This is a genomic window from Chryseobacterium ureilyticum, from assembly GCF_900156735.1.
GTDB lineage: Bacteria > Bacteroidota > Bacteroidia > Flavobacteriales > Weeksellaceae > Chryseobacterium > Chryseobacterium ureilyticum.
Window position 1 is genome coordinate 139,719 of the sequence record NZ_FTOL01000003.1, and the last position, 26,541, is coordinate 166,259.

The following is a 26,541-nucleotide window of genomic DNA, read 5'->3' on the forward strand; positions in this document are numbered from 1 at the left end:
TTGGACGTGTTACTTTTGACATATAAAATAACAACCATGAAAACTCAGGTCTATAAAATATTCTTTCTCATTGCATTTACAGCCTTTATGATGGGGAATGCTCAAATAAAAATCTCTGGAAGGGTAGTGTTTAAGAATAAAGGAATAAGTGAAGTAAATGTCACTCTAAAGGATTCTTATGATGGGGCAACTACAGATTCACAAGGAAACTTCTCTTTTGAAACTTCGGAAAAGGGAAACCGTATCGTCACTTTCACTCATCAGAAATACGAAGAGGTTCAAAAATCGATTGGTATTGAAAATCAGGATATTTCATTAGGTAATATAGATCTTAAAGAACAGATCAGCGAGATTGATGCAGTAGTAGTTTCTGCAGGGTCTATTGAGGCAAGTGATAAGAAAAGAGCAACCGCTTTGCTTACTCCCATTGATATTTATACAACGGCGGGTGCAGACGGGCAGATTTCTTCAGCATTAACCTATCTTCCCGGAGTACAGAAAGTAGGAGGTACGGAAGGTCTTTTTATCCGTGGAGGTACCGGTACAGAATCTAAGATCTTTATGGACGGAAGTCTTATCAATAATTATTTTTCTAACTCTGTTCCCGGAATTGCAGGGAGAGATCAGTTCAATACTTCTCTTTTTAAAGGAAATATATTTTCCAGTGGTGGCTATTCTGCGTTGTACGGGCAGGCGCTTTCCGGAGCTTTAATGTTAGAAAGTGTTGACCTTCCAGATGAAACATCTTATAATTTCGGAATTTCACCCATTTTCCTGAGCGCAGGATTTCAAAAGCTGGGAGACAATAAAAATTACTCCTATGGTGCTACAGCAGGATATTCTCTTTTAAGTCTGATGCAGAAAGTCTTTAATTTTAATACAGATTTTGTGGAAGCTCCGCAAGGGCTTAACGGAGATATGAATTTCAGATTCAAAACAAAATCAGGCGGCTTTTTCAAATATTACGGAATGTTCAATTCCAATAAAATGGGAGTAAAATCAGAAAGTCTAGAGCCCGGATATGATTTCAGTCTGGTAAAACTTAATGGTAAAAATACTTTTCATAATCTATCTTTTAAGCAGAAATTTGGAAAATATCTCCTGAATGTAGGCGGTTCTTACTCTTACAACAGATCAAATCTTCATTTTTCTACGGAAACCAATGATCTTGAATCCAATCAAACTCAGCTTCTGACAGACGGAAATTATCTGAATTTTAAAGCAGTTCTTGAAAGAAAAATCAACAAAATAAGTGCCGTCAGAGGAGGAATTGAATTAAATAATACCGATGAAAACCTGAATTTTGAAACAGTGCAGAAACATTATAAAGACTTAATTTCTTCCGCTTTTGTGGAAACCGATTTTGGCTTCAGTAATGCATTATCTGCGAAAATAGGAGTGAGGGCAGAGCATTCTTCTTTTTTAGATAAAAACAATATTGCCCCTCGTTTTGCTATTGCCTACCGACTTGCAAAAGACTGGACAACTTCTTTAGCTTACGGACTTTTTTATCAGAACCCAGAAAGTAAATACATCAATGCTCCTGCGAATCTTGGATTTCAAAAATCTCAACATTATATTTTTCAGGTTCAGAGGGCTTCAGAGGGAAGAACTTTACGTTTTGAAGCTTTTTATAAAAAGTATGACCATTTGATTAAAACATTTAATGTAACACCGGATAAAGAACAAAATCAGCAGATTCAAACCGCTTTGAATAATGATGGATACGGATATGCAAAAGGAGTGGAGTTTTTCTGGAGAGATAATAAAAAGACATTTAAAAATATCGATTATTGGATTAGCTATTCATACCTGGATTCAAAGAGGGATTTCCTGAATTATCCTGTGAGCCTGCAACCAAGTTTTGCGGCTGAACATACTCTTTCGGCAGTAGCAAAAAGATTTATTCCGGAATGGAAACTTGGGGTTAACTTATCTTATACCTATGCAAAAGGACGCCCTTATTATGATATTGCTTCTACATTTGAGAATGGAAATGCAATTAATTATACCCGAAATGAAGGCAGGTTGAAAGATTATAATGCTTTGAATTTCAGTATCAATTATCTTCCGAATATTGGTAAAAAAGATGCTAAGGCATTTCCGGTATTTGTATTGAGTATCAGTAATATTTTAGGATCAAAGAATGTATATGGCTCCAATTTTTCTGCGGATGGTTCCAGAAGTTCTGCAATTGTCCCACCAGTGAATACTTTTGTCTTTATAGGAGCATTTATTAGTTTCGGAGTAGACAAAACGGATGATGCTATCAATAATAATTTATAAAAACATACCTTCGGGAAACGATAAAAACTAATTTTAAAAAATCAATTATTATGAAAAAATATCTTTTAAGCTTTGCTTTAGTTCTGATGAGCTTAACTTCTTTTGCACAGTCAGATTATGAAAAAATTATGTCCGAAAAGATTGCTAAAATTGAAACCTGCAAAACAGCTGAAGATTTCCAGACGTTGGCTAATGATTTTCAGAGAATAGGAAGTAAGGAAAGTTCACAGTGGCTTCCGGCATACTATGCTGCTTTTTCCTATATTCAGAAAGGAAGAATAATGATGAGAGATGGAAAGATGCAGGATCTGGATGGGGTGGCATCTCAGGCAGAAAAGCACTTGGCAATGGCTCAGAATCTTGCAGGAGCGGATAATGCCGAGATTCGTTTATTGAAAAAAATGGCTTACTCTTTAAGAATGATGGTAAATCCGCAGCAAAGGTATATGACAGATGGAATGAGAGCCAGTGAGGAGCTTAATATTGCGCAGAAACTAGATCCTGCTAACCCAAGAATTGCTTTGATTAAAGCAGAAGATATTTACTTTACTCCTGAGCAGTTTGGTGGAAGCAAAACTAAAGGATTAGAAATGTTCAAGGAAGCATTGGCGAAATTTAATGCTTACAAACCTAAAACAACATTAGACCCGAACTGGGGGAAAGGAGAAGCAGAATACTTTCTAAGTCTGCCAGCGGAACCATCAAAATAATAAAATGAACCTTCAGATAATGAAGGTTTTTTTATGTGATTTTAATAATAAAAAGAAAAAGTACCATTACTGATACTTTTTCAATTTTTTATATAAAAGAAGGGGGTTATACACATTGCTCAATGAATGCTGTACATCTTCCAAACTGGTTTCTGCACATAGTCCACCCGCATCCATCATCATTCCACGGGTCTTTTACAGGTAATTTACCACCTCCGATTTTCTTTTGCTCTTCTCTGGATAAGCTTTTTAAGCCCATCATTTTTTTAGATGTTTTCATTTTAATTTGTTTTTTGATAGTTCCTACTCTTTAAGCTTTTCGGATAACGCTGTTTTGTATTTCACTAAATTACGATAAATCTTAAAATAAATAAAATTATTTTCATTTAATTGTTTGTTTTGTAGGTTATTGTTTGTTAAAAATTCAAATTAATAATTAATTTGATAAATGCGTGAGTGCTATGTGAAGGATTAAAAATTGAAGCAATTTCTTTTATGATCCCGTTCAGCGAAGAAAAGTAACCGTTCGGTAAGAAATAATTTTTGATACCTTTAATAAAAGCTAATTTTGACTCAAGAAAACGAATCATGAAACGTAAGGATATTATAACGCTGTTTGTCATCTCATTCATTGTCTCTATGTTTTTCTTTTTTGCATTTACCTCAGAAAAGAGCATAGAAAACTTTATATACACAATACTTATTTCCTTAATTTATACGGTTGTATTGGGTGGCGGAAATGGATTTATTAACAGCTTTCTCAATAAAAGATTTCCCTGGTCTGAAGAAACTTCAAAAAGAGCGGTTATCAGCATCGTTTCTATTGTTATCGCAAATATTATACTGGTGTACTTCTGTAACTATATCAATTTTGTATTGATTCAGAAAGCAAGTACTACAGAAGAGTTTCTGGCTGGGAAATATAATATTACCAATTGGTTTACTATCAATATTGCATTGCTCATTTCAGCATTTTTACATGCGAAAGGATTTATGCAAGAATTGAAGAAGGCATCCAAAAAAGAAGTAGTGGAGCAGAAGCTTATTGCCAAATCTGCCAATGCTCAGTTTGAAAGTTTAAAAAACCAGCTTGATCCACATTTTCTTTTTAATTCTCTAAATGTTTTAAGCTCATTGATTGATGAAAACCCAAGCCAGGCACAGAAGTTTACTGCTTCAATGTCAAAGATTTATCGTTATGTACTTGAACAAAAAGATAAAGAGCTGGTAACTGTAGAAGACGAAATGGAATTTGCCAAAACCTATTGCGATCTTTTAAAAACAAGATTCGAAGACAGTGTGGATTTTATTTTTGAAGTCAAAAAAGAAGATTATAGGAAATATGTAGTTCCATTATCATTACAGCTCCTCTTAGAAAATTGTATAAAGCATAATTTTGCTACTTCCTCAAAACCTTTGATCATCAGAATATTTTCAGAGAATGATATTCTTTGCATTGAGAATAATCTACAAGTAAGAGAACAGATTAAAGAAAGCTCAGGAATAGGGCTTGCCAATATCGTACAACGTTATTCTTTACTCACAAAGAGAAATGTATTTATTGAGAAATCTGAAGATTATTTTAAAGTAAAACTTCCGATGCTGCTTAATAAACCTAATATTGTCAGTTCAGAACCGGATGAAAATTATAAGAGCTACAAAAAGGCACAAAAGCGAGTGAAAGAGCTTAAAGATTTCTATATGAATCTGATTTCTTATTGTATAGTAATTCCTTTTTTGATCTTTATTAACCTTTTTACGAGAAGCTCTTTTCATTGGTTTTGGTTCCCGGTATTTGGCTGGGGAATAGGATTAGCTTCACATGCCTTCCAGGTTTTTGGTGTCGGAGAATCTTGGCAGGAAAAGAAGATTCGTGAAATAATGAACAAACAAAAAAACAGAAATGATGGAAACATTTGACGAAAACGATATTGAATATCAGAAAGCAAAAAGACAGGTAGAAAGATTAAGAAGTTTCTATGCTCACCTATTTGTTTATGTGGTAGTAAACCTGATGATTGTCTATTACAACTATACTCATCTAAAGCCTGGGGAAAGCTACTTTCAGTTCAAAAACTTTTTCACGGCTACATTCTGGGGAATTGGGCTTCTTGCACATGCAGCAGTAGTTCTTTTATCCAAAAATGATTATTTACAAAGATGGGAAGAGAAGAAGATTCGTGAACTGATGGAAAAAGACCATTCAGAGAAGTTGTAAAAAGTTTCATCATTCGTCTAACACTAAATATCAATCCAATGAATGCTTTACACACGCTGTTTTTAATCTCTATGGTGGCATGGTTTCTTAGTGAATTTCTTTATAAAAACATGCTCAAATCCGGCAAAGAAGATAAAAGAGACAAAGATAAATCTACATTGAATATTCTTTGGTTGGCAATTCCTTTCTCCATTGCAGCAGCAGTTACCGTCTCCAATATTTCTTCACTGCCAATAATCCATCATATCTGGATTTATTATGTAGGAGAAGCATTCATCCTTATAGGAATTATTTTCAGGTTTATTATTATCAGATCGCTTGGAAAATACTTTACAGTAGATGTTACCATTAAACAAGATCATAAGATCAAAAAAGAAGGTTTTTACAAGTATCTGAGACATCCTTCTTATGCGTTTTCCCTGCTTACTTCATTGGGACTGGGGTTATATCTCAATAACTGGCTGTCACTTATTTTTGCTTTTGTACCACCATTTTTAGCCTTTGCTTACAGAATTAAAATTGAAGAACAGGTGCTTATAGAACAATTTGGTGAAGAATACATCAAGTATAGAAAAACAACGAAAAAGCTCATCCCGTTTATTTACTAAATTTCCTCACACATATAATCTGTTTTAAATAGCCACTAATGCACGAATAATTTTATTTGTGCATTAGTCGTAAAAAGTGTGGTTAATTAACTGAAAATCTCTGGTTTTATCACATCTTAAAATAGGGTGTTATTATACTGCTTTATGTACTCTAACAATAAGAATCTCCATCCATAAAATCTATTATTCCGGAATTTTTACCATTCAGTTAGCATTATCTACCACTCGGTAATATAAAGTTGATTTGATGCTTGTTGCTGCCATACCTTTGGCTCAAGAAAAAAACAAATTAACTCTTTAAAAATAAAAATTATGGAAACTTATACTAAAGAAACAACAGCTTACGAAAGAGCTTCAAAAAGAGTAAAAGAACTAAAAGAATTTTACGGAAACCTTACTTCTTTCTGTATCGTTATTCCCTTTTTAGCAATATTGAACCTGATGACAGCACCCGGATACTTATGGTTTTTATGGCCAATGCTTGGATGGGGAATAGGAATCGCTTTTCATGCAGTGAATATTTTCGGAATTGGGAAAAGATGGGAAGAAAACAAGATCAAAGAACTGATGGAGGAAGAAAAAAGAAAAATTAAAACACTTTAATAATTATAAACTACTAAAAACAAAATATCATGAATTACAACAACACAAACAACAGAGCTCAACAATTAAAGAAATTTTATAAAAACCTTATGTGGTTTGGAATCATCGCAGGAATCGTTATTGGAAATGATTTGATAAGAGAAGGGTTTCACTATAATGTATTGAGCGGACACTTTATATTGACTGTCTGGGCATTGATTCTTGTCGTAAAAGCAATATCTCTGTTTGTTTTTAATGACGAGTGGGAAAGAAAAATCATAGAAAAAGAAGAGGGTAAAAATAAAAAAATGATTGATTTATAAAATCTCCCTGTTTTTATCTAATTTTATTTTCTGAATTTAAAAACTATAAAACGATAACCAAAGATGATTAAAACAGTCATTATCGAAGACGAAAAACCTGCTTCAAGAAAACTGGAGAGAATGTTAAGTAACTTTCCTGAAATAGAATTGGTTGGAAAAATAGAATCAGTGGAAGAGGGGGTTGCCTGGTTTTCTGAAAACGAACATCCCCAGCTTATCTTTTCCGATATTGTTCTGGGTGACGGACTGTCATTTGACATCTTTGAAAAAGTACCTACCAAGGGCTTTATCATTTACACGACTGCATTTGATCAATATACCCTAAAAGCCTTTAAATTAAATAGTATTGATTACCTTCTGAAACCAATACTTGAAGAAGATCTTTCCGGAGCTGTAGAAAAATTTAAATCCTTTATTCCTTCTGGTGATACAATAGGATCGCAGGATATCAAGCAGCTGATTAGAAAAGAAAAATCTATTCTGTCCAGAGTGTTAGTAAAAATCGGGTATAATCTGAAGATTGTACAGACCCACGAAATAAGCTGTTTTTTCAGTGAAAATAAGATCGTTTATCTGCAGACTGAGGACAGGATTTATCCGTCGGATTTTACATTAGACGAACTCGTGGAGACTTTGGATGAAAAAAAATTCTTCCGGGTGAACAGACAGTTTATTATCAATTCGGATTATATCAAAAATATCCACACTTCACCGTATTACAAAGTAGAACTCAACTTCCAACCGGAAGAAGAAATTACAGTTAGCAGAGATCGAGTCAAAGATTTCAAAGACTGGCTGGTAAGTTAAATTAAACTATTTAAAACTAAAAATCACAACCATGGACCTTTTACTATTTCTTTTTAAACTCTTTCTCGCCATTTTTTCCTGAGCATTATTGAGCATAAAAATCACTGGCAGACTTTACGAAATGTTGGAAAGCCTCTGTAACTTCTGTTTTATTCTTATAAGTAAGAGGAAAGGGAACCATATGTGAATAATCGAACGGAAAATCCTTTATTTCAACTTCTACATTGATGTTCCTATAACCGCCTTGAAGAGTATTTAAAGCTTCCATTGGAGGAGCCACAGAATCTTTTTCCAAAACATAAGCTTTTATCTGAGATTGGATCTCTTTGATCCTTTTTTCCCTTTCATTTTGGAAATAATTGTACCTGAGCATCTTTTTGAACCAGCTTTCCTGTGGATGGAGATCATCATCCTGATAATGCTTTAATCTGTTATCAAATTTAAAGTCTGAACTCAATAGCTCTGTAAAAACTGATTGCATTTTAATGGTAGCCTGAGAATCCATAATGTATTTGGAGATAGGAAACATACGGTCAATAGTCATGCCTCCGCAGAAGCAAAAAACCTTAGATTGGGTGAAAAAACCCTGTGGATCTGCCATTTTAATGATCATAGATAAAAATGAACCAATGGAATAGCCAAACAGATCCAAACGTGCATCGGAAAAAATACTTTTGATCTTGCCCTCTCTGATTTCTTTTACCAATTCAATAATGTCAGAATAGGTCTGTAATCCGGACCAAAACATTCTTTGAGGGTGAGCTTCCAATCTTGAGCTTATAGCGGCATTTACATAAGAAAAATGAGTGTTTTCAGGATATTTGCTCTTTCTGAACTTTACAATTTCCAACATATGGTGACGATCACTCCAGATGGCTTCTGCACGATCCATATGAAAGGCAATAGGAAAGAGAATAACCGCTTTGTGAGTTCTCTGAGCCAATTCATGCGCCCAAGGAAGATATTTGTCCCATTTCTTTTCATTCAGCCCATGAAAAAAGATAATACAACCTTTTGTCATTTCCACATCAGCTCTTTTCAGAATATAATATTCAAAATTTTTATTACATTCAATATCAGAGTCTTTAATGTCTACGGAATGCTGATGGTATACTAAATAGGCATTTTCATTGATTTCCAAAGGTTGATGATGCTTCGGACAATCCAAATTTTTAGAACCATGAAGAAGATCTGAAACGTTGGATTCAAAGGGGACAGATTCAATGGTTAAGTTTAGGTTTTCGATCTCCACAATATTTTTTCCGGAATCAAAATGATCTTTCAAAACTTCATACAATTCATAATATTCCATAGCAAGATAATTGAAGGTTCATATTTAGAACAATCAATTTATGTAAATATTGCTATAACGTATTGAATTAAAGTGTTTAAATATATTCCAGGCATAAAAATAATTAAAATAAAAACCCAAAACAAATTCGTTTCGGGCTCATATGATAATTAGATTTTGATGTTTATTTTTCGCTTTTTTGATCATTTTTAGCTCCGTATTTCTGTACCATAACAGAAGTGAGAGCTAGTAAAACTACACATAAAATAAAATCAGATTTTTCCGGATGATAAATTTCCTGATAGATATTATAACCCAAAAGCATAGAAACTAAGAAGATCAATACATTATTGGCTGATGCATACTGATTGTTTGAAGTTGAAGTTTTCATAATAATATTTTTTTGTTGTTTATACAGTAAGTACGATAATTCAGAATACGTTACAGGGAAAATTTAATTTTTTTAAATATTATAAGAAGACGTATGATATTGTACTTGAAAAAGTAAATAAAGGCTTAACAAAAAAATACCCGAAACAAGACGCTTCGGGTTTTATATAAATATATTAGAATTAATTATTCTTTGGATGTGTTTTTTACCTGCTTATAACCGTATTTTCGGACCATAATAGAAGTCAAAACCACTAAGATAAGGCTTATAGCAATATTGGATTTTTCGGGATGTACAAATACCTGATAGAGATTGTAACCAAAAACCGCAGACACTAAAGCAATAAGAATATTGTTGGCATATGCATATTGATTGTTTGAAGATGAAGTTTTCATAATGATATTTTTTATTGTTATTTATCCAGTAAGTATGACAAATTGAAATACGTTACAAAATATTTTCAAAAACTTTTTATTTCAAAAGCAAACCCGAAACAAAAGTTGCTTCGGGTTTTATAATATCAAAGTATGATTTTTAATTTTTGTCTTAGTGAACAACCATTTCTAAATTCTGCCATCGGTATCACGTATCTCGAAACACGCACCCAATAACCAGGATCTCCTAAGAAATTACACCACTTCCGATAAGTTCTTCATCAATATACCATGATGCAAACTGTCCTTCAGCAATCGCAGACTGAGCTTCTTCAAATTCAACATAAAAAGCATTTTCAAACTGATGAAGTGTTGCTTTCTGCAAAGGCTGTCTGTATCTGAATCTTGCCATTACCTCCATAGATTGTCCATTCTGAAGTTTAAGATCCTCACGAACCCAATGAAGTTCAGAATTATCAATCTTTAAAGCTTTCTTGTAAAGCCCCTGGAAATGACTTCCTTCTCCTACAAAAAGAATATTGTTTTCCATATCTCTGGAAACAATGAAACAACTTTCTTTGTGTCCGCCTATTCCTAAACCTTTACTTTGTCCGATAGTGAAAAACTGAGCACCTTGATGCTTTCCTATTACTTTTCCATCGGCTTTTTTATAGTTGATTTTTTTTGAAAGGAATTCAAGTTCTTCTTCTTTAGATGAAAAAGCAGGTTGTTCTTCAGCAAATAATGGAGAATCTTTGAAAATTTCTACAATTTCTCCTTCATTTGGCTTTAATTGTTGCTGTAAAAACTGTGGAAGACTTACTTTCCCAATAAAACATAATCCCTGAGAATCTTTTTTATCAGCCGTTACCAATCCAATTTCTTTTGCAATTTCTCTTACCTGAGGTTTTGTTAATTCCCCGATTGGAAATAAAGCTTTTGACAGCTGATCCTGGCTCAATTGGCAAAGGAAGTAAGACTGGTCTTTATTGTTATCTTTTCCGGCAAGCAAATGGAATATTTCCTTACCATTCTCATCAAAAGTTGAGTTTACCCTTGCATAATGTCCTGTAGCTACCTTATCCGCTCCTAAAGACATTGCCGTTTTCATGAAAACATCGAATTTTACTTCTCTGTTACATAAAACATCGGGATTTGGGGTTCTTCCTTTCTCGTACTCAGCGAACATATAATCTACAATACGTTCCTTGTAAAGCTCGCTCATATCGATAACCTGGAAAGGAATTCCTAGTTTTTGTGCCACCATCAGGGCATCATTACTGTCCTCAATCCACGGACACTCATCTTCTAACGTTACGGAAGCATCGTTCCAGTTTCTCATAAACAAAGCCACTACTTCATGACCTTGCTGTTGTAGCAAATATGCTGTGACACTGGAGTCTACACCTCCAGAAAGACCAACTACTATTTTCATTATATTTCAATTTTACGAAACTCTTAACGGGAGTTCTTAGTTTGACCCGGCAAAAATACAACTAAATATATTCGTAAAAAAACCATAATTTTAAACATCGATAAAAACGATATTAATTATAATCATCATATTGATGACATAAAATATTACCAAAATAAAGTATTTACATATGAAAAAGTTTATTATTTCTATGATGCTGATGATCTCAGGATCAGTTTTTTCCCAGGTTTCAATAGGTGCTCCCGTACAGGAAAATAACAAATGGACTTTCGGTGGAGGAATCGGATTAGGATTTGGAAGTAACAGTTCCTTTTATTTACAGGCATCTCCAAGAGTAGGATACAGAATTACCGAAGATCTTGAAGGTGGAGCAGTGGGAAGTGTTTCATGGCAGACTTCAGATTATTACAGGTCTACCATGTTTGGAATAGGACCATTTATCAATTACTATATTGGACGCTCCTTTTATTTAAGTGGAAATTTTCAACACTATTTTATCAATTATAATGATAAATACTATGACTATAAATATAATAGAGAAGAAAATGCTCTGTACCTTGGAGGAGGATATATGCAAAGAATCGGAAATAATTCCTTTATGCAGATTGGTCTGATGTATAACGTACTTTGGAAAGAGAATTCTAGTGTATTCTCAAACGGTCTGGTTCCGAATATAGGATTTGTGGTGGGACTTTAATGATGGTATCCATTGAAAGAATCTGGCAGCATTCAATTGTATTGTAGACAAAATCTTTGCGTTTCACAACAATATTATTATTTAAATATAATCTCGGAGATTTTTCGGATTGACGCAGATAATTTTAGGCACTGCAATATTAATATTCAATAGGGATGGGCTTTAGCCCATCTTACAAAAATATAACATCAAATTGGCTTTAGCCAAAACTTATTAAAGTAAAAAGCATCGAGAAAACCCCGATGCTTTTCTATTGAAATTAAATTATTTATTTAAAATTAAGAAGACTTTTCTGCAGCTGAAGACTTCTTAGGTTTTGAAGTTTTTCCAACCAAAGCGTCTTTCGCTTCATTAAGATCAAGAACTACAGTTTCTCCTTCGTTCAGTTGTTTATTGACAAGCATTTCTGCTAATAAATCTTCAATATACTTCTGAATGGCTCTCTTCAATGGTCTTGCTCCGAAGTCTTTATCCCATCCTTTTTCAGAAATAAAGTTTTTCGCTTCTTCAGTTAATTCAACTTTATATCCTAATTTTTCAAGTCTGCCATAAAGCTTGTTCAGTTCAATATCAATGATTTTCTTGATATCATCCTGTACAAGAGAGTTGAAGATAACGATATCATCAATTCTGTTTAAGAATTCAGGAGCAAATGCTTTTTTAAGTGCATTTTCAATGGTACTTCTTGCTCTTGAGTCTGAAGTAGTTTTCTTCGCTGATGTACCAAATCCTACACCGTCTCCGAAATCTTTAAGATCTCTTGTTCCAATGTTTGAAGTAAGAATAATGATCGTATTTCTAAAGTCGATTTTTCTACCTAAACTATCTGTTACGTGACCTTCATCAAGGATCTGTAATAAGATATTGAATACATCCGGGTGAGCTTTTTCAATCTCATCCAAAAGAACCACAGCATAAGGCTTTCTTCTTACCGCTTCAGTCAATTGACCACCTTCTTCGTAACCAACATATCCCGGAGGCGCACCTACCAATCTTGAAACAGCGAATTTCTCCATGTATTCACTCATGTCAATTCGGATAAGAGACTCATCTGATTCAAAAAGTTCTCTCGCCATTACTTTTGCCAATTCGGTTTTACCAACCCCTGTTGTTCCAAGGAAGATAAATGTACCTATTGGACGGTTAGGATCTTTAAGACCAGCTCTGTTTCTTTGAATTGCCTTAACAACTTTTTTCACAGCATCTTCCTGTCCGATCACTTTTCCGTTCAGTTTCTCGTCCATCTGAGCTAACTTATCAAGCTCATTTTTGCCCACTTTCGTTACAGGAACTCCACTCATCATAGAAACCACTTCGGCTACATTTTCTTCGCTTACGGTTTCTTTTTTCTCTTTTACATCCTTATCCCACTTTTCCTGAGCGGCATTCAGTTCCATCTGAAGACGTTCCTCTTCATCTTTAAGCTTTCTTGCTTCAAGATAATCCTGAGCTTTTACAGCCTTTTGTTTCAGTTCTTTGATTTCCTCAATTTTCTTTTCAAAATCGATGATCTCAGTAGGAACTTTCATGTTCTTGATGTAGACTCTTGATCCAGCTTCATCCATTGCATCAATGGCTTTGTCCGGTAAGAAACGATCAGTAATATATCTTGATGTCAAATTGACACACGCTGCAATCGCTTCAGGAGTATAAATCACATTGTGGTGCTCTTCATACTTATCTTTAATCTGGTTCAGAATCTGAATGGTTTCATCAATAGAAGTAGGTTCCACCATTACTTTCTGGAATCTTCTTTCTAAAGCTCCGTCTTTTTCAATATACTGACGGTATTCATCCAGAGTAGTAGCCCCGATGCATTGAATTTCACCTCTTGCCAAAGCCGGTTTGAACATATTGGATGCATCTAAACTTCCTGTAGAACTTCCTGCACCTACAATAGTGTGAAGCTCATCAATAAATAAGATGACATCTCTGTTTTTCTCCAGTTCGGTCATGATTGCTTTCATTCTTTCCTCAAACTGACCACGATATTTTGTTCCGGCAACTAAACTTGCCAGATCCAAAGTGATCACGCGTTTTCCATAAAGAACTCTTGATACTTTTTTCTGTTGAATTCTTAAAGCAAGACCTTCCGCAATCGCAGATTTACCAACTCCGGGCTCCCCGATAAGAAGCGGATTGTTTTTCTTTCTACGAGATAAGATTTGAGAAACTCTCTCAATTTCTTTTTCACGTCCGATTACTGGGTCTAATTTTCCATCTCTAGCCAAAGAAGTTAAGTCTCTACCAAAGTTATCCAAAGTTGGAGTCTTACTTTTTGCAGAACCTAAATTTCCTGTAGGCTTTCTCATTTGCTCAAATTCCTCTCTTTCATCATCATCATCGTAAGCGCTCATCTGTGGAGACTGCCCGGAATTTTTAAGCATAGTCTGATACTCTCTTGAAACTCCTTCATAATCGATGTCATATGCTCCCAGAATATTTGAAGTAGGATCTTCATATTTATATAGAATACCTAAAAGCAGGTGAACGGTATTAATTTCATTGCTTTTATATTGACGACATTCTAGCTCTGCACGTTTAATGGCATGATCTGCCATCTTAGTGAAAGAAATATTGGTAACCTCTTCAGAAATAGGATTAAGACTTGTTGTATTTAAAGTTTCAATTTTTCTTCTGATTTGTGTTAAATCCGCATTAAGGTTTTGAAGGATTTCTTTTGCAGAGTTTTCCGTTTTTATAATACCTAAAAGTAGATGTTCTGTATTGAGAAATTCACTTTTCAGCCTTTTAGCTTCGCTTTTGCTTTGTTTGAACACTTGGCTCAAACCTTGTGAAAACTTATAATCCATAATATATCTCATTAGAATAAAGGCAACGTTACCATTTATTCATTATCTAAATTACAAATATTTTACCAAAAATCAATTAATGACTTTATGTCACAAAAAATTTTATTATCTTATTGAAAATGATTAAGTTTGTTATTCCTAAAAATTCCTCATGAATCCTGAAATTACTACTTATATTGGATACTCAGCCTCAGTTTTTATCGTATTGAGTTTCATATTGAAAGATGTAAGCAAAATCAGAGTTGTTAATATGATCGGGTGTATTTGCTTTGTCATTTATGGTATCTTTAATGGGATGCTTTGGCCGGTTATCATCCCGAACGGACTTATCTGCTTTATTCAAATCTATCATTTATTGCTTGGTAAAAAAGCTTGATGAAGAAAAAAATAATTACATCTGCCTTCAGTAATTTATATACAGACCAGCGTATTGAAAAGGTTTGCCGTACTCTTTATGAGAATGGATATGATATAGAACTCATTGGTAATGATTGGAATGGAGCTGAAGATATGCAGCGCCCTTACCCGTTCTCACGAATTCATTTATCGTCTAAAAGTTTAAAAACAGCTTACTTTGAATTTAACTGGAAGCTATACCATGCGCTGAAAAAAAAAGCAGATCGTAATACAATTCTTCATGCTAACGATATTGATGCATTATACCCAAACTATCTTATTGCTAAAAAGCTAAACATTCCATTGGTTTTTGATAGTCATGAAATCTTTTCAGAAATGCCTGCGGTTCAGGGCAAAATGTCACAAAAATTGTGGCGTTATGTCGAAAAAACTGTCATTCCGGAGCTGAAATGGATGATCACAGCAAGTGGAAGCTATGCAAAATGGTTTCAGAAAAAATATGGTATTCAACCGATAGTTGTTCAAAATGCACCAAGAAGATTAAATACTGCTATTGATATTCCTGAAAATAATCCTAAAATACTTTTATATCAAGGAGCAATCAATCCGTTTAGAGGTATTGATAAAGTGATCAAGGCGATGCATTACCTTGAAGATGTTATTTTAAAGATAGCGGGTGATGGTCCCAGAAAACATGAATACGAAAATCTTGTAATAAAGGAAAATCTTAATCATAAAGTTCAGTTTCTTGGAAAATTAATACCTGAAGATCTGAGAAAAATTACTTTAACAGCAGATTGCGGGATGAGTATTGAAGAAAATGGGGGAGATAGTTATCTTTATTCGTTACCTAATAAGGTTTTAGACTGTATTCAGGCTCATGTTCCTTTAATTCTGTCAGATCTTCCCGAAATGCAGAATATAAAAAACCAGTTTGATGTGGGTGAGATCATTAAAGATCATCAGCCGGAAAATATTGCAGCAGCCGTGAAAAAGGTTTTAAGAAAAGGAAGAATGAATTATAAGTCTGAACTCGAAAAAGCATCTCAGTTTCTTTGTTGGGAAAATGAAGAAATAAAACTATTACAGGTTTTTGAAAAAGCTTCTAACGCTTTATAGATGTGTTCTACAAGATAATGGTATTTGCCCAAGTAGACTTATGGTTTATGACTGAATGCCTAAAGCATAATTTATTATCTTTGCACAAAGAAATTTGATTAAAATGACCATTAAAGAAAAACAGCAGGAAATAATCGACGAATTTGCGTTTCTTGAGGATTGGGAGCAGAAATACGAGTACATCATTGATCTTGGAAAAGAACTGAAAGGACTTTCTGAGGATAAGAAAATTGATGACAACTTGATTAAAGGCTGCCAAAGTAAAGTATGGATCGACGCTGAATTTAAAGACGGTAAACTTTTCTTTAATGCTGATTCTGACGGAATTTTACCCAAAGGTATTGTTTCGCTTTTGGTGAGTATTTACAGTGGACATTCTACTCAGGAAATCCTTGATTCTGACTTTGAATTTATCTCAGAGATCGGATTGCAGGAATTTCTTTCACCATCAAGAGCCAATGGATTGATGGCAATGACTAAGCAAATCAAATTTTACGCAGTAGCTTATCAACTGAAATCATAACTGTGACTAGAATTTTAGCATATCGTTTTTCTGCATTTGGAGATGTTGCAATGACGGTTCCTGTTTTTAAGGAATTTCTTGAGCAAAATCCCGGTGTGGAGATTGTCATGGTATCCAGAAAAAACTTTGAAGCTTTATTTGCCGGAATTCCCAATGTTATATTTAAAGGAATTAATCTTGATGATTATAAAGGTTTTTTTGGACTGAGAAGATTGAGTAATGAACTGATGAGCGAGTTTAATCCTGATTATGTTGCTAATCTTCATGATGTGATCAGAACCAAAATTTTGGATAGATTATACCGAAGAAAAGGGTTAAAAGTTTTTAAAATAAATAAAGGAAAAGAGGAAAAAGAACATCTTACTGATGTATGGAATCTCGATAAAGTTCAATTGAAAAAAACAGTTGAGCGTTATGCTGATGTATTTAGAGAAATGGGTTTTAAAGTAGAATTGTCACATCAGCTTAGACCAATTTTAAGCCATAAATCCGGTGTTGGTTTTGCGCCTTTTGCACAACATAAAGGAAAGATGCTTCCTCTGGAAAAATCCTTTGAATTAGCTCGCATTTTAGCCCAAAAATATACTATATACTTCTTTGGGGGCGGAAAAAAAGAAACGGAAACCCTTGAAAAATGGGAAACCTTGATCCCCAACACCAAAAGCCTTTCCGGAAAACTAAGCCTTACTGAAGAACTTCAAAAGATTGCAGAACTGGATGTTATGATCTCCATGGATTCTGCGAATATGCACCTTGCCAGTATTGTGGGAACCAGATGTGTTTCTATATGGTGTGCAACACATCCTTATGCCGGATTTTTAGGATTCGGGCAAAAAGAAGAAGATGTAGTTCAGGTAAAGGATCTTTCCTGTAGACCATGCTCTGTTTTTGGAGATAAAGAATGCTATAGGGGAGATTGGGCATGTCTGGAAGAATTTACCATCCAGAAAGTCATAGATAAAATCTGATGAAATGAAGCTTTCTATCTGTATTCCCGTCTATAATTTTGATGTTCGTGAATTGGTTTTTGATTTAAAAAAAGAAATTGAAGCCGAAGAAATTGAAGCCGAAATTATTTTGATCGATGATGCTTCAAAAGAAAATTTTAAAGAGACTAATAAAAACCTTGAAGATCAGGTTTATCATTTTGATTTTCTTGAAAAAAATATTGGACGTTCCCGCATCCGTAACCGTTTTCTGACGTTTTCAACAGGAGAATATCTGTTATTTCTAGATTGTGACGGAAAGGTTATTGGTAAAAACTTCCTGAAAAATTATATTCAGTTTATACAAAATAATCCACAAACAGGTATCATTTACGGAGGTAGGACTGTTTCCGGATACTTTCCTGATTCTGATCATTATTTAAGATGGAAATTTGCTGTAGAAAGAGAAAATCTTTCCGTTGAGTCACGGATAAAAAAGCCTTATTTAAGTTTTCAGACTAATAATTTTGTAATCCGTAAAGAAATATTGGAAAAAATTGGTTTTAATCCTGAATTTCAGAAATACGGATATGAAGACCTTCTTTTTGCTATGGACTTAAAGTCTGATAATATAAAGATTGATCACATTGATAATCCAATTTTTAATAATGATTTAGAGAGTAATATCGTTTATCTGGGAAAAGTAGAGGAATCGGTGGAAAGTTTATCACATATGCTAAAGGACGAAATGCTGAGGTCAAAACTTTCAGAGGTAAAGTTGGTTAAATTATACAATAAACTTGCAAATTCACCTCTAAAATTCATTTTAAATATTTTCTTTAATATAGGTGAGGGAGGTGTAAAAAGAAAGCTTTCTAAAGGAGATGTGAGCCTTCGTTATCTTGATATATATAAACTGGGGCTTCTTTTAAGGAAGATGAAATAATATTTTTCTTTAGACCAGATTCAAAAATAAACAGATATATTTTTATTGAGATTTCCAACAATAATTGTTATAGATGAGGTTATAAGGCTATCCTTACCTTCATTAATTCTATTATATTTTAGTATTTCAACCGCAGAAATATTTTTTTATTAATATCTCTATTTTATCTAATTCAGTGGGAATTTTAAAATAAGAGATCTGATTAAAATTTAACCTTAGAATAGCAAAGTGAATAAAATTAATATAAAAGATATGAGCGTAATGTAGACTAGATGCTTACTTGTGTTTTGTAATGAATTATTTTCAATAAAACAGGTTGTTTGTTTAATGATTGTTGTTTATTTTGTTTATTTTATATTTTTTATTTGTTTTTTTAATATAATTGTTGAGATATTCTATTGTGTGAATATTGTTGAAAAACTAAAAATTTTAAAAAGATGAAAAAATTAATCTTAATTGTTGCTCTTGGAGTAACTGGAGTTATGAGTGCAAAAGAGGTAGCTGATAAAAAAGTTGATACTACGGAGAAGAAAGCTATTAGTAACAAAACTTCTAATAAAGCAAAGGCTGTTTTTTATCAGTGGATAGGAGTTTCTACTTGGTGTGGTAAAGTATTTTATCTAGATGCAAGTGATTATACAGGTGTAGGGGAGCTGAATGATGCTGCTACTCAGTTTACAAATCAGCAATGTGCTGGTGCTTCTACATTTACAGGTCAGTATACATAGGGGAAATTATTTTTAACTTGAATCAGTGGCTTTTAAGTTGCTGATTCTTTATTTATATTAAATCATGAAATATTATTTATTTATATTTTCTTTTATTATCATATTAACTAATGGACAAAGTATTATTACTCCAAATTTTTCAATTAAAACTTCTCCTTATGAAGTTACCAACTATGGAATAAGTTCATATAATATATATTATAGAGTGAATTTTCTTGATAATGCGCTATCTTCTACTAGTAATAAAGAGGTAATGTGTATTCTTGAGTTAGGGGATAATAACATTTCTAAATTTTTAGATTATAATCAGATAAAGATAGATTCCCTTGATGAGAGATTTAGTGGGCAAGATAGAATTGGATCTGAAGAGATGGCAGATTATCTGAAAGTAAGAGTTTTGTGGAATAATGTTGTATTCAAAAATAATAACTTATTAATAGTTCAGGATAGGTTCAAATCTGTATATCAATATGAGGAAAATCAGCCAAAACTTAACTGGAATTTGGAAAGTGGAGAAAAAATATTATTAGGAAGCAAGTGTAATAATGCGACAGTTCACTATAGAGGAAGAGACTACATTGCCTGGTATACTACTGATATTCCTATTAATAACGGGCCTTATATTTTTGGTGGGTTACCTGGACTTATTTTAGAAATTGAAGATGTTGATAAAAAGTATACTTTTGAAGCAGTGGGAATAACAAAAACACCAAAGCCTATCTATCTAAGAAAGGAGAAAAATATATTAAAGACTACCAGGGAGAAATTTAGAAATGTACAAAGAGCTTATAAGGAGAATCCTAGTGCTTTTTATAGTGGTAAAGCCTATAATGAAGACGGAACTCCAATAGTCTTGAAACAACAGAATATTAAATATGAACCAATGGAAATTGAATAATATTAATAAGTTTTTTTATTAGATTGTGAAAAATAGTATTGAATACAATCTAAAATAAAAAAAATCTCTCAGAAATCTGAGAGATTTTTTGTGGGTCCTGAGGGATTCGAACCCCCGACCCTCTGGGTGTAAACCAGATGCTCTGAACCAACTGAGCTAAGAACCCGAATTTTTTTTGAAAAGGTTTCGTTTCCTTTTTGTGGGTCCTGAGGGATTCGAACCCCCGACCCTCTGGGTGTAAACCAGATGCTCTGAACCAACTGAGCTAAGAACCCGAATTTTTTTTGAAAAGGTTTCGTTTCCTTTTTGTGGGTCCTGAGGGATTCGAACCCCCGACCCTCTGGGTGTAAACCAGATGCTCTGAACCAACTGAGCTAAGAACCCTCTAGACTTTTTTGTTGTTTTCTCGTTTAGAGTGGTGCAAATATACAACTTATTCTTTAAACTCTAAATTTTTTTCTAAAAAATCTCCAACAACAAAGTTGCTTCCGCCAATAAAAATCATTTCTTCACTCGTACATCGTTCTTTTGCAGATAGATACGCTTCCTGTACTGAATTGAAAATTTTATAAAAAATTTTCGCCTCCTGAAGTAAGTTTTCGTAATCTTCGGGGTGTCTTCCCCTGTTGATGGATGGTTTGGCAAAATAAAACTCAGAATTTTCAGGAAGCAATTCCATCACTTCATCTATCTTTTTATCATTTACAAAACCCAAAATGATGTGCTTGTACTTGTTAATTGAATTTAATTGAGAAAAAACATACTCAAGTCCTGCTTGATTATGTCCGGTATCGCAAATCGTAAGCGGATCTTTTGAAAACTCAAACCAACGTCCGATGAATCCTGTGTTTTGATGTACACTCAATAATCCGGTTTCAATATGTTCATTTGAAATATCTACCTGAAATTTCTTCAATTCTTCAATAATAGCTAGCACTACCCGGATATTCTTTTTCTGGTAATTTCCTTTTAAATCAGAAGAAAGATCTGTGTGAAGTAGAGTAGCATCAATAAAAGGAGCGTTTTCATGAGTCGCTTTTTCTTTAATAATGTTTTTTACCAATTCAGTTTCATCTCCGGAAATAATAGGAATATTCTTTTTAATGATTCCTGCTTTTTCCATTGCAATTTCTTCGATAGTATCTCCTAAAATATTCTGGTGGTCAAGTTGAACATTTGTAATTGCAGAAACCAAAGGATTGATAATATTGGTTGAATCTAATCTTCCGCCTAAGCCTACTTCAATAATGGCAAAATCAACCTGCTGCTGATAAAAATATTCAAATGCCATAATGGTGGTAAACTCAAAGAATGACGGACGAATATCTTCAGGTATATTTTTAAGTTTTTGAATAAAATCAAAGACAAATTCTTTATTACAGTTTTTACCATTGACTTTTATTCGCTCTGTAAAGTCTATAAGATGAGGAGAATTATATAACCCTATTTTATAACCAGCTTCCTGAAGGACAGAAGCCAGCATATTACTTGAAGAACCCTTTCCGTTTGTTCCTCCGATATGAATGCACTTTATTTTTTCCTGCGGGTTTCCAAAATATGCACAAAGCTTAGTAATATTGTCCAGCCCCGGTTTGTAGGCTTTTTGTCCATCTATCTGATAGTTGGGCATCTGTACGAAAAGCCAGTCAATAGCCTCCTGATATTGTTCATTTGTCATGATACAAAATTCTCAAAAGTTTTATGAAAAAAAAACAATTTTTTTCAATCTGTAACTTTTTTATATTTACTTCGTCTAATAGGGAAAAATCTTAACATGAAAAAAACTTGGATTATCGTTTTCGGATTAGCTTGCTTGAGCATGAATGCTCAAAAGAAATGGTCCTTAAAAGAATGTGTTAGCTATGCAGTGGAGCATAATCTTCAGGTTATCCAAAATCAATATACCAAGCAGAATCAAGACTATAACCTTAAAGCTGCCAGGAAAGAATATCTGCCTTCTGTATCAGGAAGTGTATCAAATGGAGTAAGTTTTGGGCAGGCATCGTTGGGAGCCGGAAGTTTTAGGAATGATAGATTTAATAACAGTGTAGGGGTAGGTGCAGATATTTTAATCTATAATAACGGAAGACTGGAAAAGAATGTAAGAAAACTTCAGTTTGATGTAGAAGCTAGCCAATACGATATTGAAGCAATTAAAAATGATATTTCTGTACAAATTGCACAGCAATATCTTACAGCTTTATTAAACAAAGAAATTGTTAAAATTTCTCAAAGTGCTGTGGAAAATGCTAAAAAGCAATATGACAGAGCAAAGATTACCACACAGGTTGGAACAACAGCCCAGACAGTTTTGGCTGAAGCAGAGGCTGCATTGGCCAGAGAAAAACAAAATCTTAAAACAGCAGAAGTTAATGTAGGAAGAGCGTTATTTGCTATTGTTCAGCTTCTACAGCTTCCTGACTATAAAGATTTTGATGTAGAAAATGTGGATGTTCCTGAACAGCTTGATTCACAGTTGGTAACTACAGACGAAGTTCTTACCAAAGCTTATGATCTACAACCCCAGATAAAAGCAGCAGAAAGCAGAATAAGATCTGCTGAAGCACAAACAGAAGTAAGTAAAACAGCATTCTGGCCAACATTATCGGCAAGTGCGGGGCTTTCTACATTCTATAATAATATTTTAAATGGAGGTCCTGTAAGTACTAATCAGGATGGGTTCTTTAAACAATATAAAGATCAGTTTGGACAAAATGTAGGACTATCCCTTAATATTCCTATTTTTAATAAAGGAAAAACAAAATTGCAGGTAGAGCAATCCAGGCTGAATGAAAGTGTAAGTAAAATTACCCTTGAACAGCAGAAACAATCTGTAAGACAAAATATTCAGAAAGCACAGTTTGATGCTGATGCCAACTATGAATCATATCTTGCCGCAGTAGAGGCAGAGAAGAGCTCGAAACTGGCTCTTGATTTTGCAGATAAAAGCTATACTGCAGGTAAAACAACGATTTATGACGTAAATGTTGCAAGAAATAATTATGCAAATGCACAGGGATCAGTAGCGCAGGCAAAATATAATTATCTTTTTAGTCTTAAACTATTGAATTTCTATGCAGGAATTCCATTAAGTTTGTAAGATGTCTATTCAATCATTAGAAAAATATTTACCTCAAAATACACTTAAATATTTAAGAATTTGGTTTTCAGACTACTATATTCATATAAAAGTCACGAGAAACAGAAATTCTAAACTGGGAGATTACAGAAAACTTCCGGATAATTCGCATGAAATTACGGTAAACTCTACGCTTACCCCACAACTTTTTTTCTTTGTGCTTACCCATGAACTGGCACATCTGATTGCTTTCGAAAAATATGGAAGAAAAATTTCTCCTCATGGTAATGAGTGGAAGGAAACCTTTAGAAATATGCTTATTGAAAGCCTTGAAATTTATGATGAAGACTTAAAGCCTATTATCGTAAAATTCTCAAAATCCCCCAAGGCAAAATTCATGGCAAGCCCCGATCTAGTAAGATATTTTCATACTGAAAAACAAGATGATAGGCTTCGGTTTATTGAAGAGCTTCAGAAGGGAGAATTTTTTATATACCGCAACGAAAAGTATTTATTGGAAGGTCTGATTAAAAAAAACTATCTTTGTAAGAACCTGGCTACTGGAAGGAAGTATTCTTTCAAGCCTTTAGCGAGGGTAGAAAAATGTAGCTAAGAATGTTAAAATCAGATAGATACTGTGTTATAATGGCGGGTGGAATCGGTAGCCGGTTCTGGCCGATGAGTACACAGAAATTTCCGAAGCAGTTTCAGGATATTTTAGGCACCGGACGTACAATGATTCAGCAGACCTATGACAGAATCAGTAAGGTTATTCCTAAAGAACAGATATTTGTAATTACAAATAAAGAATATGTAGCGCTGTCACATCAGCAGCTTCCGGAAATTCCTGAAGAAAATATTGTAGGTGAACCCCTGATGAAAAATACAGCGGCGTGTAACCTGTATATGGCAAATAAGATCACTGAAATTAACCCGAATGCTACTATGATTGTTCTTCCGGCAGATCATTTGATTCTAAAGGAAGATGTATTTTTGGAAAAGGTAGAAGTGGCTTTTGATCTGGCTTCTAAGCATGAGTATCTTGTAACACTGGGGATTACGCCTACAAGACCGGATACAGGATATGGATACATTCAGTTTGTAGAAAAGAAAAATTCAGAATATTTCAAAGTAAAAACATTTACAGAAAAGCCAATTCTTGAAATTGCTCAAAGCTTTTTGGAAAGTGGTGATTTCCTTTGGAATGCAGGTATTTTTATTTGGAACGTAAAAAGTATTCATCATGCATTTGAAATGTATCTGCCAGAAATGATGCAGCATTTTATGGCATGTGAATACAACTCTGAAAAAGAAAATAATTGTATTGAGCTTATTTACCCTAAAGTTCAGAAAATATCTATAGATAACGGAATTTTAGAAAAAGCTAAAAATGTTTATGTAATCCCATCAGATCTTGGATGGAGTGATTTGGGAACATGGACTTCCGTTTATGAGAATACAGAAAAGGATAAAAATGGTAATGCTGTAAAACTGAAACATTTGCTGGCATACAATTCAAAAGGAAATATTATCCGTTTAAAAAATAACAATAAGGCTGTTATCATCGACGGTCTTGAAAACTTTATTGTGGTAGATACTGATAAGGCCCTTCTAATTTGTCCTAGAGATAATGACCAACTTATCAAAGACTATGTTCTTGATCTTAAGAATTTTAAGAAAGGAGATAAGTTTATGTAATATTTGGTATCTTTTATGCTTATTTTTAGGCTATGATTAAAATTACACTCCGATTAGCAACTCTTACACTCTTGTTGTTTTCCGCTCTGGGATACGCTCAGGAGAAAAAGAAGTTTTCAAGTATTCCGAATATTTTACAGAAAATAAGCCCTGATGACAGAGTAGATTCGTGGGTTTTAGTATATAATAGTTACGGAAAAGGAGAGGAGATAAAAACATCAGGCGGTAAGCTAAGCTATACGCCTCAGTTTTCTGGATTTAATTTATTTCCCAGTGAGGATAGTTTTTATTATATCGCTTATTCTTTAGGAGGAAAAATTAATTACGTTATAGATGTAGAGGCACTTAAGAAGTTTGTAGGAAAGATTGACAACCCTCAGGAAGCTGCAATAATATTGACTGCAGACGGCTATATGGTCGATGAAGAATTCAAAGACCTTGCTGGAAATTACCATGAAGATCAATCGAATTACTACCTGGATCTTGGAAAAGTAACATCAAAAGAATGTCCTTATCAGAAAACACATTATACATTAACGGTAAATAAGTCTAACGGGCTTGTAACCAATGTAAAAGATAATGGAACTTATATTGAGCTTTACAATAAAAAATGTGCTAATAACCCAAGACTTTTAAAAGTCGAGAAAAAAGAAGAACCAAAGAAAGATGAGCCTAAAAAAACACCAAAACGCAGATAATACATATGAAACTGAGCGTTTAATACTTCGACCAATGTCTGCTGAAGACAGAGATTTTGTTTTTGAACTCTATAACAGACCGAAATTTATTCAACATATTGGTAACAGAAATGTGAATAGCGTTGAAGATGCAGAAAATTATATTTTGAATAGATTTGCTCCACAGATTGAAAGACTTGGATATGGAAACTATCTTTTAGTAACTAAGGATAATAATGAAAAAATAGGAGCTGTAGGAATCTTTGAAAGAGAAGGTCTTGATGTAGTAGATATTGGATATTCTTTACTGGAAGAGTTTGAAGGAAAAGGTTATGCTTTTGAAGCTGCTCAAAAGGTAAAATCAATAGGAATGGATAATTTCGGATTATCTAAAATATCTGCAATTATTTCAAAGGATAATCTTTCATCTCAAAAACTGATTGAAAAACTGGGATTAAAATTTAAAAAGCATGTAACCCTTCCTGGTGAAACAGAAGAACTAAACTATTACGAAACAGAATAGATAATAAAAAATATTCACAAATAGCACCGTCTATTTATTAGTGTTATTTGTGAATACTTTTGTGTTTAAAAACTATCCTTCCAGGATCTGATCAGCAGCTGTTTTTGAAGTTACTTTTTCAATCACTCTTGTACAGATTCCGTTTTCATCAAAGATAAAAGTCGTTCTTACAATTCCCATATAGGTTTTGCCAAATGTTTTTTTCTCCTTCCAAACTCCAAATTTTTCAATAATATCACGATTTTCATCAGCGATAAGGTCATAAGGAAAGGCAAATTTACTGTGGAAGTTTTTCTGCTTCTTTATGGTGTCTCCACTTACTCCCAATAATTGAAATCCTACCTTTTCAAGCATTGAATAATTATCACTTAGATTACATGCTTCCACTGTACATGTCGGAGTACTGGCTTGTGGATAAAAGAAAACAACCAGCTTTTTTCCGATTAATTGTGATGAGGTTACTGTTTCTCCATCCTGATTGAATCCTTCAAATTCAGGTAATTTGTCTCCAACTTTCAGCATAATGATTTAT

Annotated in this window: 29 protein-coding genes and 3 tRNA genes; 21 read left to right on the forward strand and 11 right to left on the reverse strand. The window is 33.7% G+C overall.

What is annotated here, in order from left to right; all coding sequences use genetic code 11:
- Nucleotides 1-36: 36 nt before the first annotated feature.
- Together BW983_RS10335 and BW983_RS10340 are read left to right on the forward strand one after the other, a co-directional pair.
- On the forward strand, nucleotides 37-2,286 hold the full coding sequence (locus BW983_RS10335) for a TonB-dependent receptor (protein ID WP_076551894.1): 2,250 nt from the start codon (nucleotides 37-39) through the stop codon (nucleotides 2,284-2,286).
- 50 nt (nucleotides 2,287-2,336) lie between these two features.
- The gene (locus BW983_RS10340; protein ID WP_076551895.1) at nucleotides 2,337-2,996 is read left to right on the forward strand and encodes a hypothetical protein; all 660 of its coding nucleotides are present in this window, start codon (nucleotides 2,337-2,339) and stop codon (nucleotides 2,994-2,996) included.
- A gap of 106 nt (nucleotides 2,997-3,102) precedes the next feature.
- Here the strand turns inward: BW983_RS10340 and BW983_RS24015 are convergent, their stop codons facing one another.
- Nucleotides 3,103-3,276, reverse strand: a complete 174-nt coding sequence (locus BW983_RS24015) for a hypothetical protein (RefSeq protein WP_167369978.1) — start codon at nucleotides 3,274-3,276, stop codon at nucleotides 3,103-3,105.
- Nucleotides 3,277-3,584: 308 nt separating this feature from the next.
- On the opposite strand from BW983_RS24015, the gene BW983_RS10345 reads away from it, so the two are divergent.
- From BW983_RS10345 to BW983_RS10370, 6 genes are all read left to right on the forward strand, one after another.
- Entirely contained in the window at nucleotides 3,585-4,916 is a 1,332-nt protein-coding gene (locus BW983_RS10345; protein ID WP_076551896.1) for a 2TM domain-containing protein, read from the forward strand.
- Nucleotides 4,900-5,214: a 2TM domain-containing protein gene (locus BW983_RS10350; protein WP_228408994.1), complete on the forward strand. Its 315-nt coding sequence runs from the start codon at nucleotides 4,900-4,902 to the stop codon at nucleotides 5,212-5,214. The genes BW983_RS10345 and BW983_RS10350 overlap by 17 nt, the downstream gene beginning before the upstream one ends.
- Before the next feature lie 38 nt (nucleotides 5,215-5,252).
- Nucleotides 5,253-5,822, forward strand: a complete 570-nt coding sequence (locus BW983_RS10355; protein ID WP_076551897.1) for a methyltransferase family protein — start codon at nucleotides 5,253-5,255, stop codon at nucleotides 5,820-5,822.
- Nucleotides 5,823-6,134: 312 nt separating this feature from the next.
- Nucleotides 6,135-6,425: a 2TM domain-containing protein gene (locus tag BW983_RS10360; RefSeq protein ID WP_065395563.1), complete on the forward strand. Its 291-nt coding sequence runs from the start codon at nucleotides 6,135-6,137 to the stop codon at nucleotides 6,423-6,425.
- Nucleotides 6,426-6,454: 29 nt separating this feature from the next.
- Nucleotides 6,455-6,727, forward strand: coding sequence for a 2TM domain-containing protein (locus tag BW983_RS10365; protein WP_076551898.1), 273 nt, complete (start codon nucleotides 6,455-6,457; stop codon nucleotides 6,725-6,727).
- Nucleotides 6,728-6,790: 63 nt separating this feature from the next.
- Nucleotides 6,791-7,534 carry a LytR/AlgR family response regulator transcription factor gene (locus BW983_RS10370; protein WP_084184429.1) on the forward strand — a complete coding sequence of 248 codons (744 nt, stop codon included), beginning with the start codon at nucleotides 6,791-6,793 and terminating at the stop codon, nucleotides 7,532-7,534.
- Nucleotides 7,535-7,619: 85 nt separating this feature from the next.
- On the opposite strand, the gene BW983_RS10375 is transcribed toward BW983_RS10370, so the two are convergent.
- From BW983_RS10375 to mnmA, 4 genes are all read right to left on the reverse strand, one after another.
- Nucleotides 7,620-8,846: a DUF6051 family protein gene (locus tag BW983_RS10375; protein WP_076551899.1), complete on the reverse strand. Its 1,227-nt coding sequence runs from the start codon at nucleotides 8,844-8,846 to the stop codon at nucleotides 7,620-7,622.
- A 163-nt stretch (nucleotides 8,847-9,009) separates the two neighbouring features.
- A complete protein-coding gene (locus BW983_RS10380) occupies nucleotides 9,010-9,216 on the reverse strand; it encodes a hypothetical protein (protein WP_076551900.1) in 207 nt (68 codons plus the stop codon).
- A gap of 185 nt (nucleotides 9,217-9,401) precedes the next feature.
- Nucleotides 9,402-9,611, reverse strand: a complete 210-nt coding sequence (locus tag BW983_RS10385) for a hypothetical protein (protein ID WP_076551901.1) — start codon at nucleotides 9,609-9,611, stop codon at nucleotides 9,402-9,404.
- 226 nt (nucleotides 9,612-9,837) lie between these two features.
- Complete coding sequence (mnmA, locus tag BW983_RS10390) at nucleotides 9,838-11,025, reverse strand: tRNA 2-thiouridine(34) synthase MnmA (protein WP_076551902.1); 1,188 nt, start codon at nucleotides 11,023-11,025, stop codon at nucleotides 9,838-9,840.
- Between the two features lie 169 nt (nucleotides 11,026-11,194).
- On the opposite strand from mnmA, the gene BW983_RS10395 reads away from it, so the two are divergent.
- Entirely contained in the window at nucleotides 11,195-11,722 is a 528-nt protein-coding gene (locus BW983_RS10395) for a hypothetical protein (protein WP_084184431.1), read from the forward strand.
- Nucleotides 11,723-12,000: 278 nt separating this feature from the next.
- Here BW983_RS10395 and BW983_RS10400 read toward each other — a convergent pair whose 3' ends face one another.
- A complete protein-coding gene (locus tag BW983_RS10400; RefSeq protein ID WP_076552265.1) occupies nucleotides 12,001-14,535 on the reverse strand; it encodes an ATP-dependent Clp protease ATP-binding subunit in 2,535 nt (844 codons plus the stop codon).
- 151 nt (nucleotides 14,536-14,686) lie between these two features.
- On the opposite strand from BW983_RS10400, the gene BW983_RS24350 reads away from it, so the two are divergent.
- The 7 genes from BW983_RS24350 (at nucleotide 14,687) to BW983_RS10435 (ending at nucleotide 20,032) form a co-directional block, all read left to right on the forward strand.
- A complete protein-coding gene (locus BW983_RS24350; RefSeq protein WP_076551904.1) occupies nucleotides 14,687-14,911 on the forward strand; it encodes a uroporphyrinogen decarboxylase in 225 nt (74 codons plus the stop codon).
- Complete coding sequence (locus tag BW983_RS10410; protein WP_084184433.1) at nucleotides 14,911-16,011, forward strand: glycosyltransferase; 1,101 nt, start codon at nucleotides 14,911-14,913, stop codon at nucleotides 16,009-16,011. Before BW983_RS24350 ends, BW983_RS10410 begins: the two co-directional genes overlap by 1 nt.
- Before the next feature lie 103 nt (nucleotides 16,012-16,114).
- Entirely contained in the window at nucleotides 16,115-16,534 is a 420-nt protein-coding gene (locus tag BW983_RS10415) for a SufE family protein (protein WP_076551906.1), read from the forward strand.
- Between the two features lie 2 nt (nucleotides 16,535-16,536).
- Entirely contained in the window at nucleotides 16,537-17,502 is a 966-nt protein-coding gene (locus BW983_RS10420; RefSeq protein WP_228408995.1) for a glycosyltransferase family 9 protein, read from the forward strand.
- A 4-nt stretch (nucleotides 17,503-17,506) separates the two neighbouring features.
- Nucleotides 17,507-18,406, forward strand: coding sequence for a glycosyltransferase family 2 protein (locus BW983_RS10425; protein WP_076551907.1), 900 nt, complete (start codon nucleotides 17,507-17,509; stop codon nucleotides 18,404-18,406).
- Between the two features lie 437 nt (nucleotides 18,407-18,843).
- Nucleotides 18,844-19,134: a hypothetical protein gene (locus tag BW983_RS10430; protein WP_076551908.1), complete on the forward strand. Its 291-nt coding sequence runs from the start codon at nucleotides 18,844-18,846 to the stop codon at nucleotides 19,132-19,134.
- Between the two features lie 64 nt (nucleotides 19,135-19,198).
- On the forward strand, nucleotides 19,199-20,032 hold the full coding sequence (locus BW983_RS10435; protein WP_076551909.1) for a GLPGLI family protein: 834 nt from the start codon (nucleotides 19,199-19,201) through the stop codon (nucleotides 20,030-20,032).
- Between the two features lie 91 nt (nucleotides 20,033-20,123).
- Here BW983_RS10435 and BW983_RS10440 read toward each other — a convergent pair.
- The 4 genes from BW983_RS10440 to BW983_RS10455 form a co-directional block, all read right to left on the reverse strand.
- Nucleotides 20,124-20,198: transfer RNA gene (locus tag BW983_RS10440), tRNA-Val, on the reverse strand.
- A gap of 34 nt (nucleotides 20,199-20,232) precedes the next feature.
- Nucleotides 20,233-20,307 (reverse strand) — tRNA-Val (locus BW983_RS10445).
- Between the two features lie 34 nt (nucleotides 20,308-20,341).
- Nucleotides 20,342-20,416, reverse strand: a tRNA-Val gene (locus BW983_RS10450).
- A gap of 49 nt (nucleotides 20,417-20,465) precedes the next feature.
- Entirely contained in the window at nucleotides 20,466-21,710 is a 1,245-nt protein-coding gene (locus BW983_RS10455; protein ID WP_076551910.1) for a bifunctional folylpolyglutamate synthase/dihydrofolate synthase, read from the reverse strand.
- 96 nt (nucleotides 21,711-21,806) lie between these two features.
- On the opposite strand from BW983_RS10455, the gene BW983_RS10460 reads away from it, so the two are divergent.
- The 5 genes from BW983_RS10460 to BW983_RS10480 are packed head-to-tail and all read left to right on the forward strand — an operon-like array spanning nucleotide 21,807 to nucleotide 26,009.
- Complete coding sequence (locus BW983_RS10460) at nucleotides 21,807-23,132, forward strand: TolC family protein (protein ID WP_076551911.1); 1,326 nt, start codon at nucleotides 21,807-21,809, stop codon at nucleotides 23,130-23,132.
- Nucleotide 23,133: 1 nt separating this feature from the next.
- Nucleotides 23,134-23,724, forward strand: a complete 591-nt coding sequence (locus BW983_RS10465; protein ID WP_076551912.1) for a SprT-like domain-containing protein — start codon at nucleotides 23,134-23,136, stop codon at nucleotides 23,722-23,724.
- Between the two features lie 2 nt (nucleotides 23,725-23,726).
- Nucleotides 23,727-24,809 (forward strand): mannose-1-phosphate guanylyltransferase, encoded by a 1,083-nt coding sequence (locus BW983_RS10470; RefSeq protein WP_228408996.1) that lies wholly within the window; start codon nucleotides 23,727-23,729, stop codon nucleotides 24,807-24,809.
- Nucleotides 24,810-24,841: 32 nt separating this feature from the next.
- Nucleotides 24,842-25,507: a hypothetical protein gene (locus tag BW983_RS10475; protein ID WP_076551913.1), complete on the forward strand. Its 666-nt coding sequence runs from the start codon at nucleotides 24,842-24,844 to the stop codon at nucleotides 25,505-25,507.
- Nucleotides 25,476-26,009: a GNAT family N-acetyltransferase gene (locus BW983_RS10480; RefSeq protein WP_076551914.1), complete on the forward strand. Its 534-nt coding sequence runs from the start codon at nucleotides 25,476-25,478 to the stop codon at nucleotides 26,007-26,009. Before BW983_RS10475 ends, BW983_RS10480 begins: the two co-directional genes overlap by 32 nt.
- Nucleotides 26,010-26,081: 72 nt before the next feature.
- On the opposite strand, the gene bcp is transcribed toward BW983_RS10480, so the two are convergent.
- Nucleotides 26,082-26,531, reverse strand: a complete 450-nt coding sequence (gene bcp, locus BW983_RS10485; protein WP_076551915.1) for a thioredoxin-dependent thiol peroxidase — start codon at nucleotides 26,529-26,531, stop codon at nucleotides 26,082-26,084.
- Nucleotides 26,532-26,541 lie beyond the last annotated feature (10 nt).

Bases quoted from the DNA above. Each gene is read 5' to 3' on its own strand.
- BW983_RS10335 (WP_076551894.1), top strand. From the start codon at position 37: ATGAAAACTCAGGTCTATAAAATATTCTTTCTCATTGCATTTACAGCC.
- BW983_RS10340 (WP_076551895.1), top strand. From the start codon at position 2,337: ATGAAAAAATATCTTTTAAGCTTTGCTTTAGTTCTGATGAGCTTAACT.
- BW983_RS24015 (WP_167369978.1), bottom strand. From the start codon at position 3,276: ATGAAAACATCTAAAAAAATGATGGGCTTAAAAAGCTTATCCAGAGAA.
- BW983_RS10345 (WP_076551896.1), top strand. From the start codon at position 3,585: ATGAAACGTAAGGATATTATAACGCTGTTTGTCATCTCATTCATTGTC.
- BW983_RS10350 (WP_228408994.1), top strand. From the start codon at position 4,900: ATGATGGAAACATTTGACGAAAACGATATTGAATATCAGAAAGCAAAA.
- BW983_RS10355 (WP_076551897.1), top strand. From the start codon at position 5,253: ATGAATGCTTTACACACGCTGTTTTTAATCTCTATGGTGGCATGGTTT.
- BW983_RS10360 (WP_065395563.1), top strand. From the start codon at position 6,135: ATGGAAACTTATACTAAAGAAACAACAGCTTACGAAAGAGCTTCAAAA.
- BW983_RS10365 (WP_076551898.1), top strand. From the start codon at position 6,455: ATGAATTACAACAACACAAACAACAGAGCTCAACAATTAAAGAAATTT.
- BW983_RS10370 (WP_084184429.1), top strand. From the start codon at position 6,791: ATGATTAAAACAGTCATTATCGAAGACGAAAAACCTGCTTCAAGAAAA.
- BW983_RS10375 (WP_076551899.1), bottom strand. From the start codon at position 8,846: ATGGAATATTATGAATTGTATGAAGTTTTGAAAGATCATTTTGATTCC.
- BW983_RS10380 (WP_076551900.1), bottom strand. From the start codon at position 9,216: ATGAAAACTTCAACTTCAAACAATCAGTATGCATCAGCCAATAATGTA.
- BW983_RS10385 (WP_076551901.1), bottom strand. From the start codon at position 9,611: ATGAAAACTTCATCTTCAAACAATCAATATGCATATGCCAACAATATT.
- mnmA (WP_076551902.1), bottom strand. From the start codon at position 11,025: ATGAAAATAGTAGTTGGTCTTTCTGGAGGTGTAGACTCCAGTGTCACA.
- BW983_RS10395 (WP_084184431.1), top strand. From the start codon at position 11,195: ATGAAAAAGTTTATTATTTCTATGATGCTGATGATCTCAGGATCAGTT.
- BW983_RS10400 (WP_076552265.1), bottom strand. From the start codon at position 14,535: ATGGATTATAAGTTTTCACAAGGTTTGAGCCAAGTGTTCAAACAAAGC.
- BW983_RS24350 (WP_076551904.1), top strand. From the start codon at position 14,687: ATGAATCCTGAAATTACTACTTATATTGGATACTCAGCCTCAGTTTTT.
- BW983_RS10410 (WP_084184433.1), top strand. From the start codon at position 14,911: ATGAAGAAAAAAATAATTACATCTGCCTTCAGTAATTTATATACAGAC.
- BW983_RS10415 (WP_076551906.1), top strand. From the start codon at position 16,115: ATGACCATTAAAGAAAAACAGCAGGAAATAATCGACGAATTTGCGTTT.
- BW983_RS10425 (WP_076551907.1), top strand. From the start codon at position 17,507: ATGAAGCTTTCTATCTGTATTCCCGTCTATAATTTTGATGTTCGTGAA.
- BW983_RS10430 (WP_076551908.1), top strand. From the start codon at position 18,844: ATGAAAAAATTAATCTTAATTGTTGCTCTTGGAGTAACTGGAGTTATG.
- BW983_RS10435 (WP_076551909.1), top strand. From the start codon at position 19,199: ATGAAATATTATTTATTTATATTTTCTTTTATTATCATATTAACTAAT.
- BW983_RS10455 (WP_076551910.1), bottom strand. From the start codon at position 21,710: ATGACAAATGAACAATATCAGGAGGCTATTGACTGGCTTTTCGTACAG.
- BW983_RS10460 (WP_076551911.1), top strand. From the start codon at position 21,807: ATGAAAAAAACTTGGATTATCGTTTTCGGATTAGCTTGCTTGAGCATG.
- BW983_RS10465 (WP_076551912.1), top strand. From the start codon at position 23,134: ATGTCTATTCAATCATTAGAAAAATATTTACCTCAAAATACACTTAAA.
- BW983_RS10470 (WP_228408996.1), top strand. From the start codon at position 23,727: ATGTTAAAATCAGATAGATACTGTGTTATAATGGCGGGTGGAATCGGT.
- BW983_RS10475 (WP_076551913.1), top strand. From the start codon at position 24,842: ATGATTAAAATTACACTCCGATTAGCAACTCTTACACTCTTGTTGTTT.
- BW983_RS10480 (WP_076551914.1), top strand. From the start codon at position 25,476: ATGAGCCTAAAAAAACACCAAAACGCAGATAATACATATGAAACTGAG.
- bcp (WP_076551915.1), bottom strand. From the start codon at position 26,531: ATGCTGAAAGTTGGAGACAAATTACCTGAATTTGAAGGATTCAATCAG.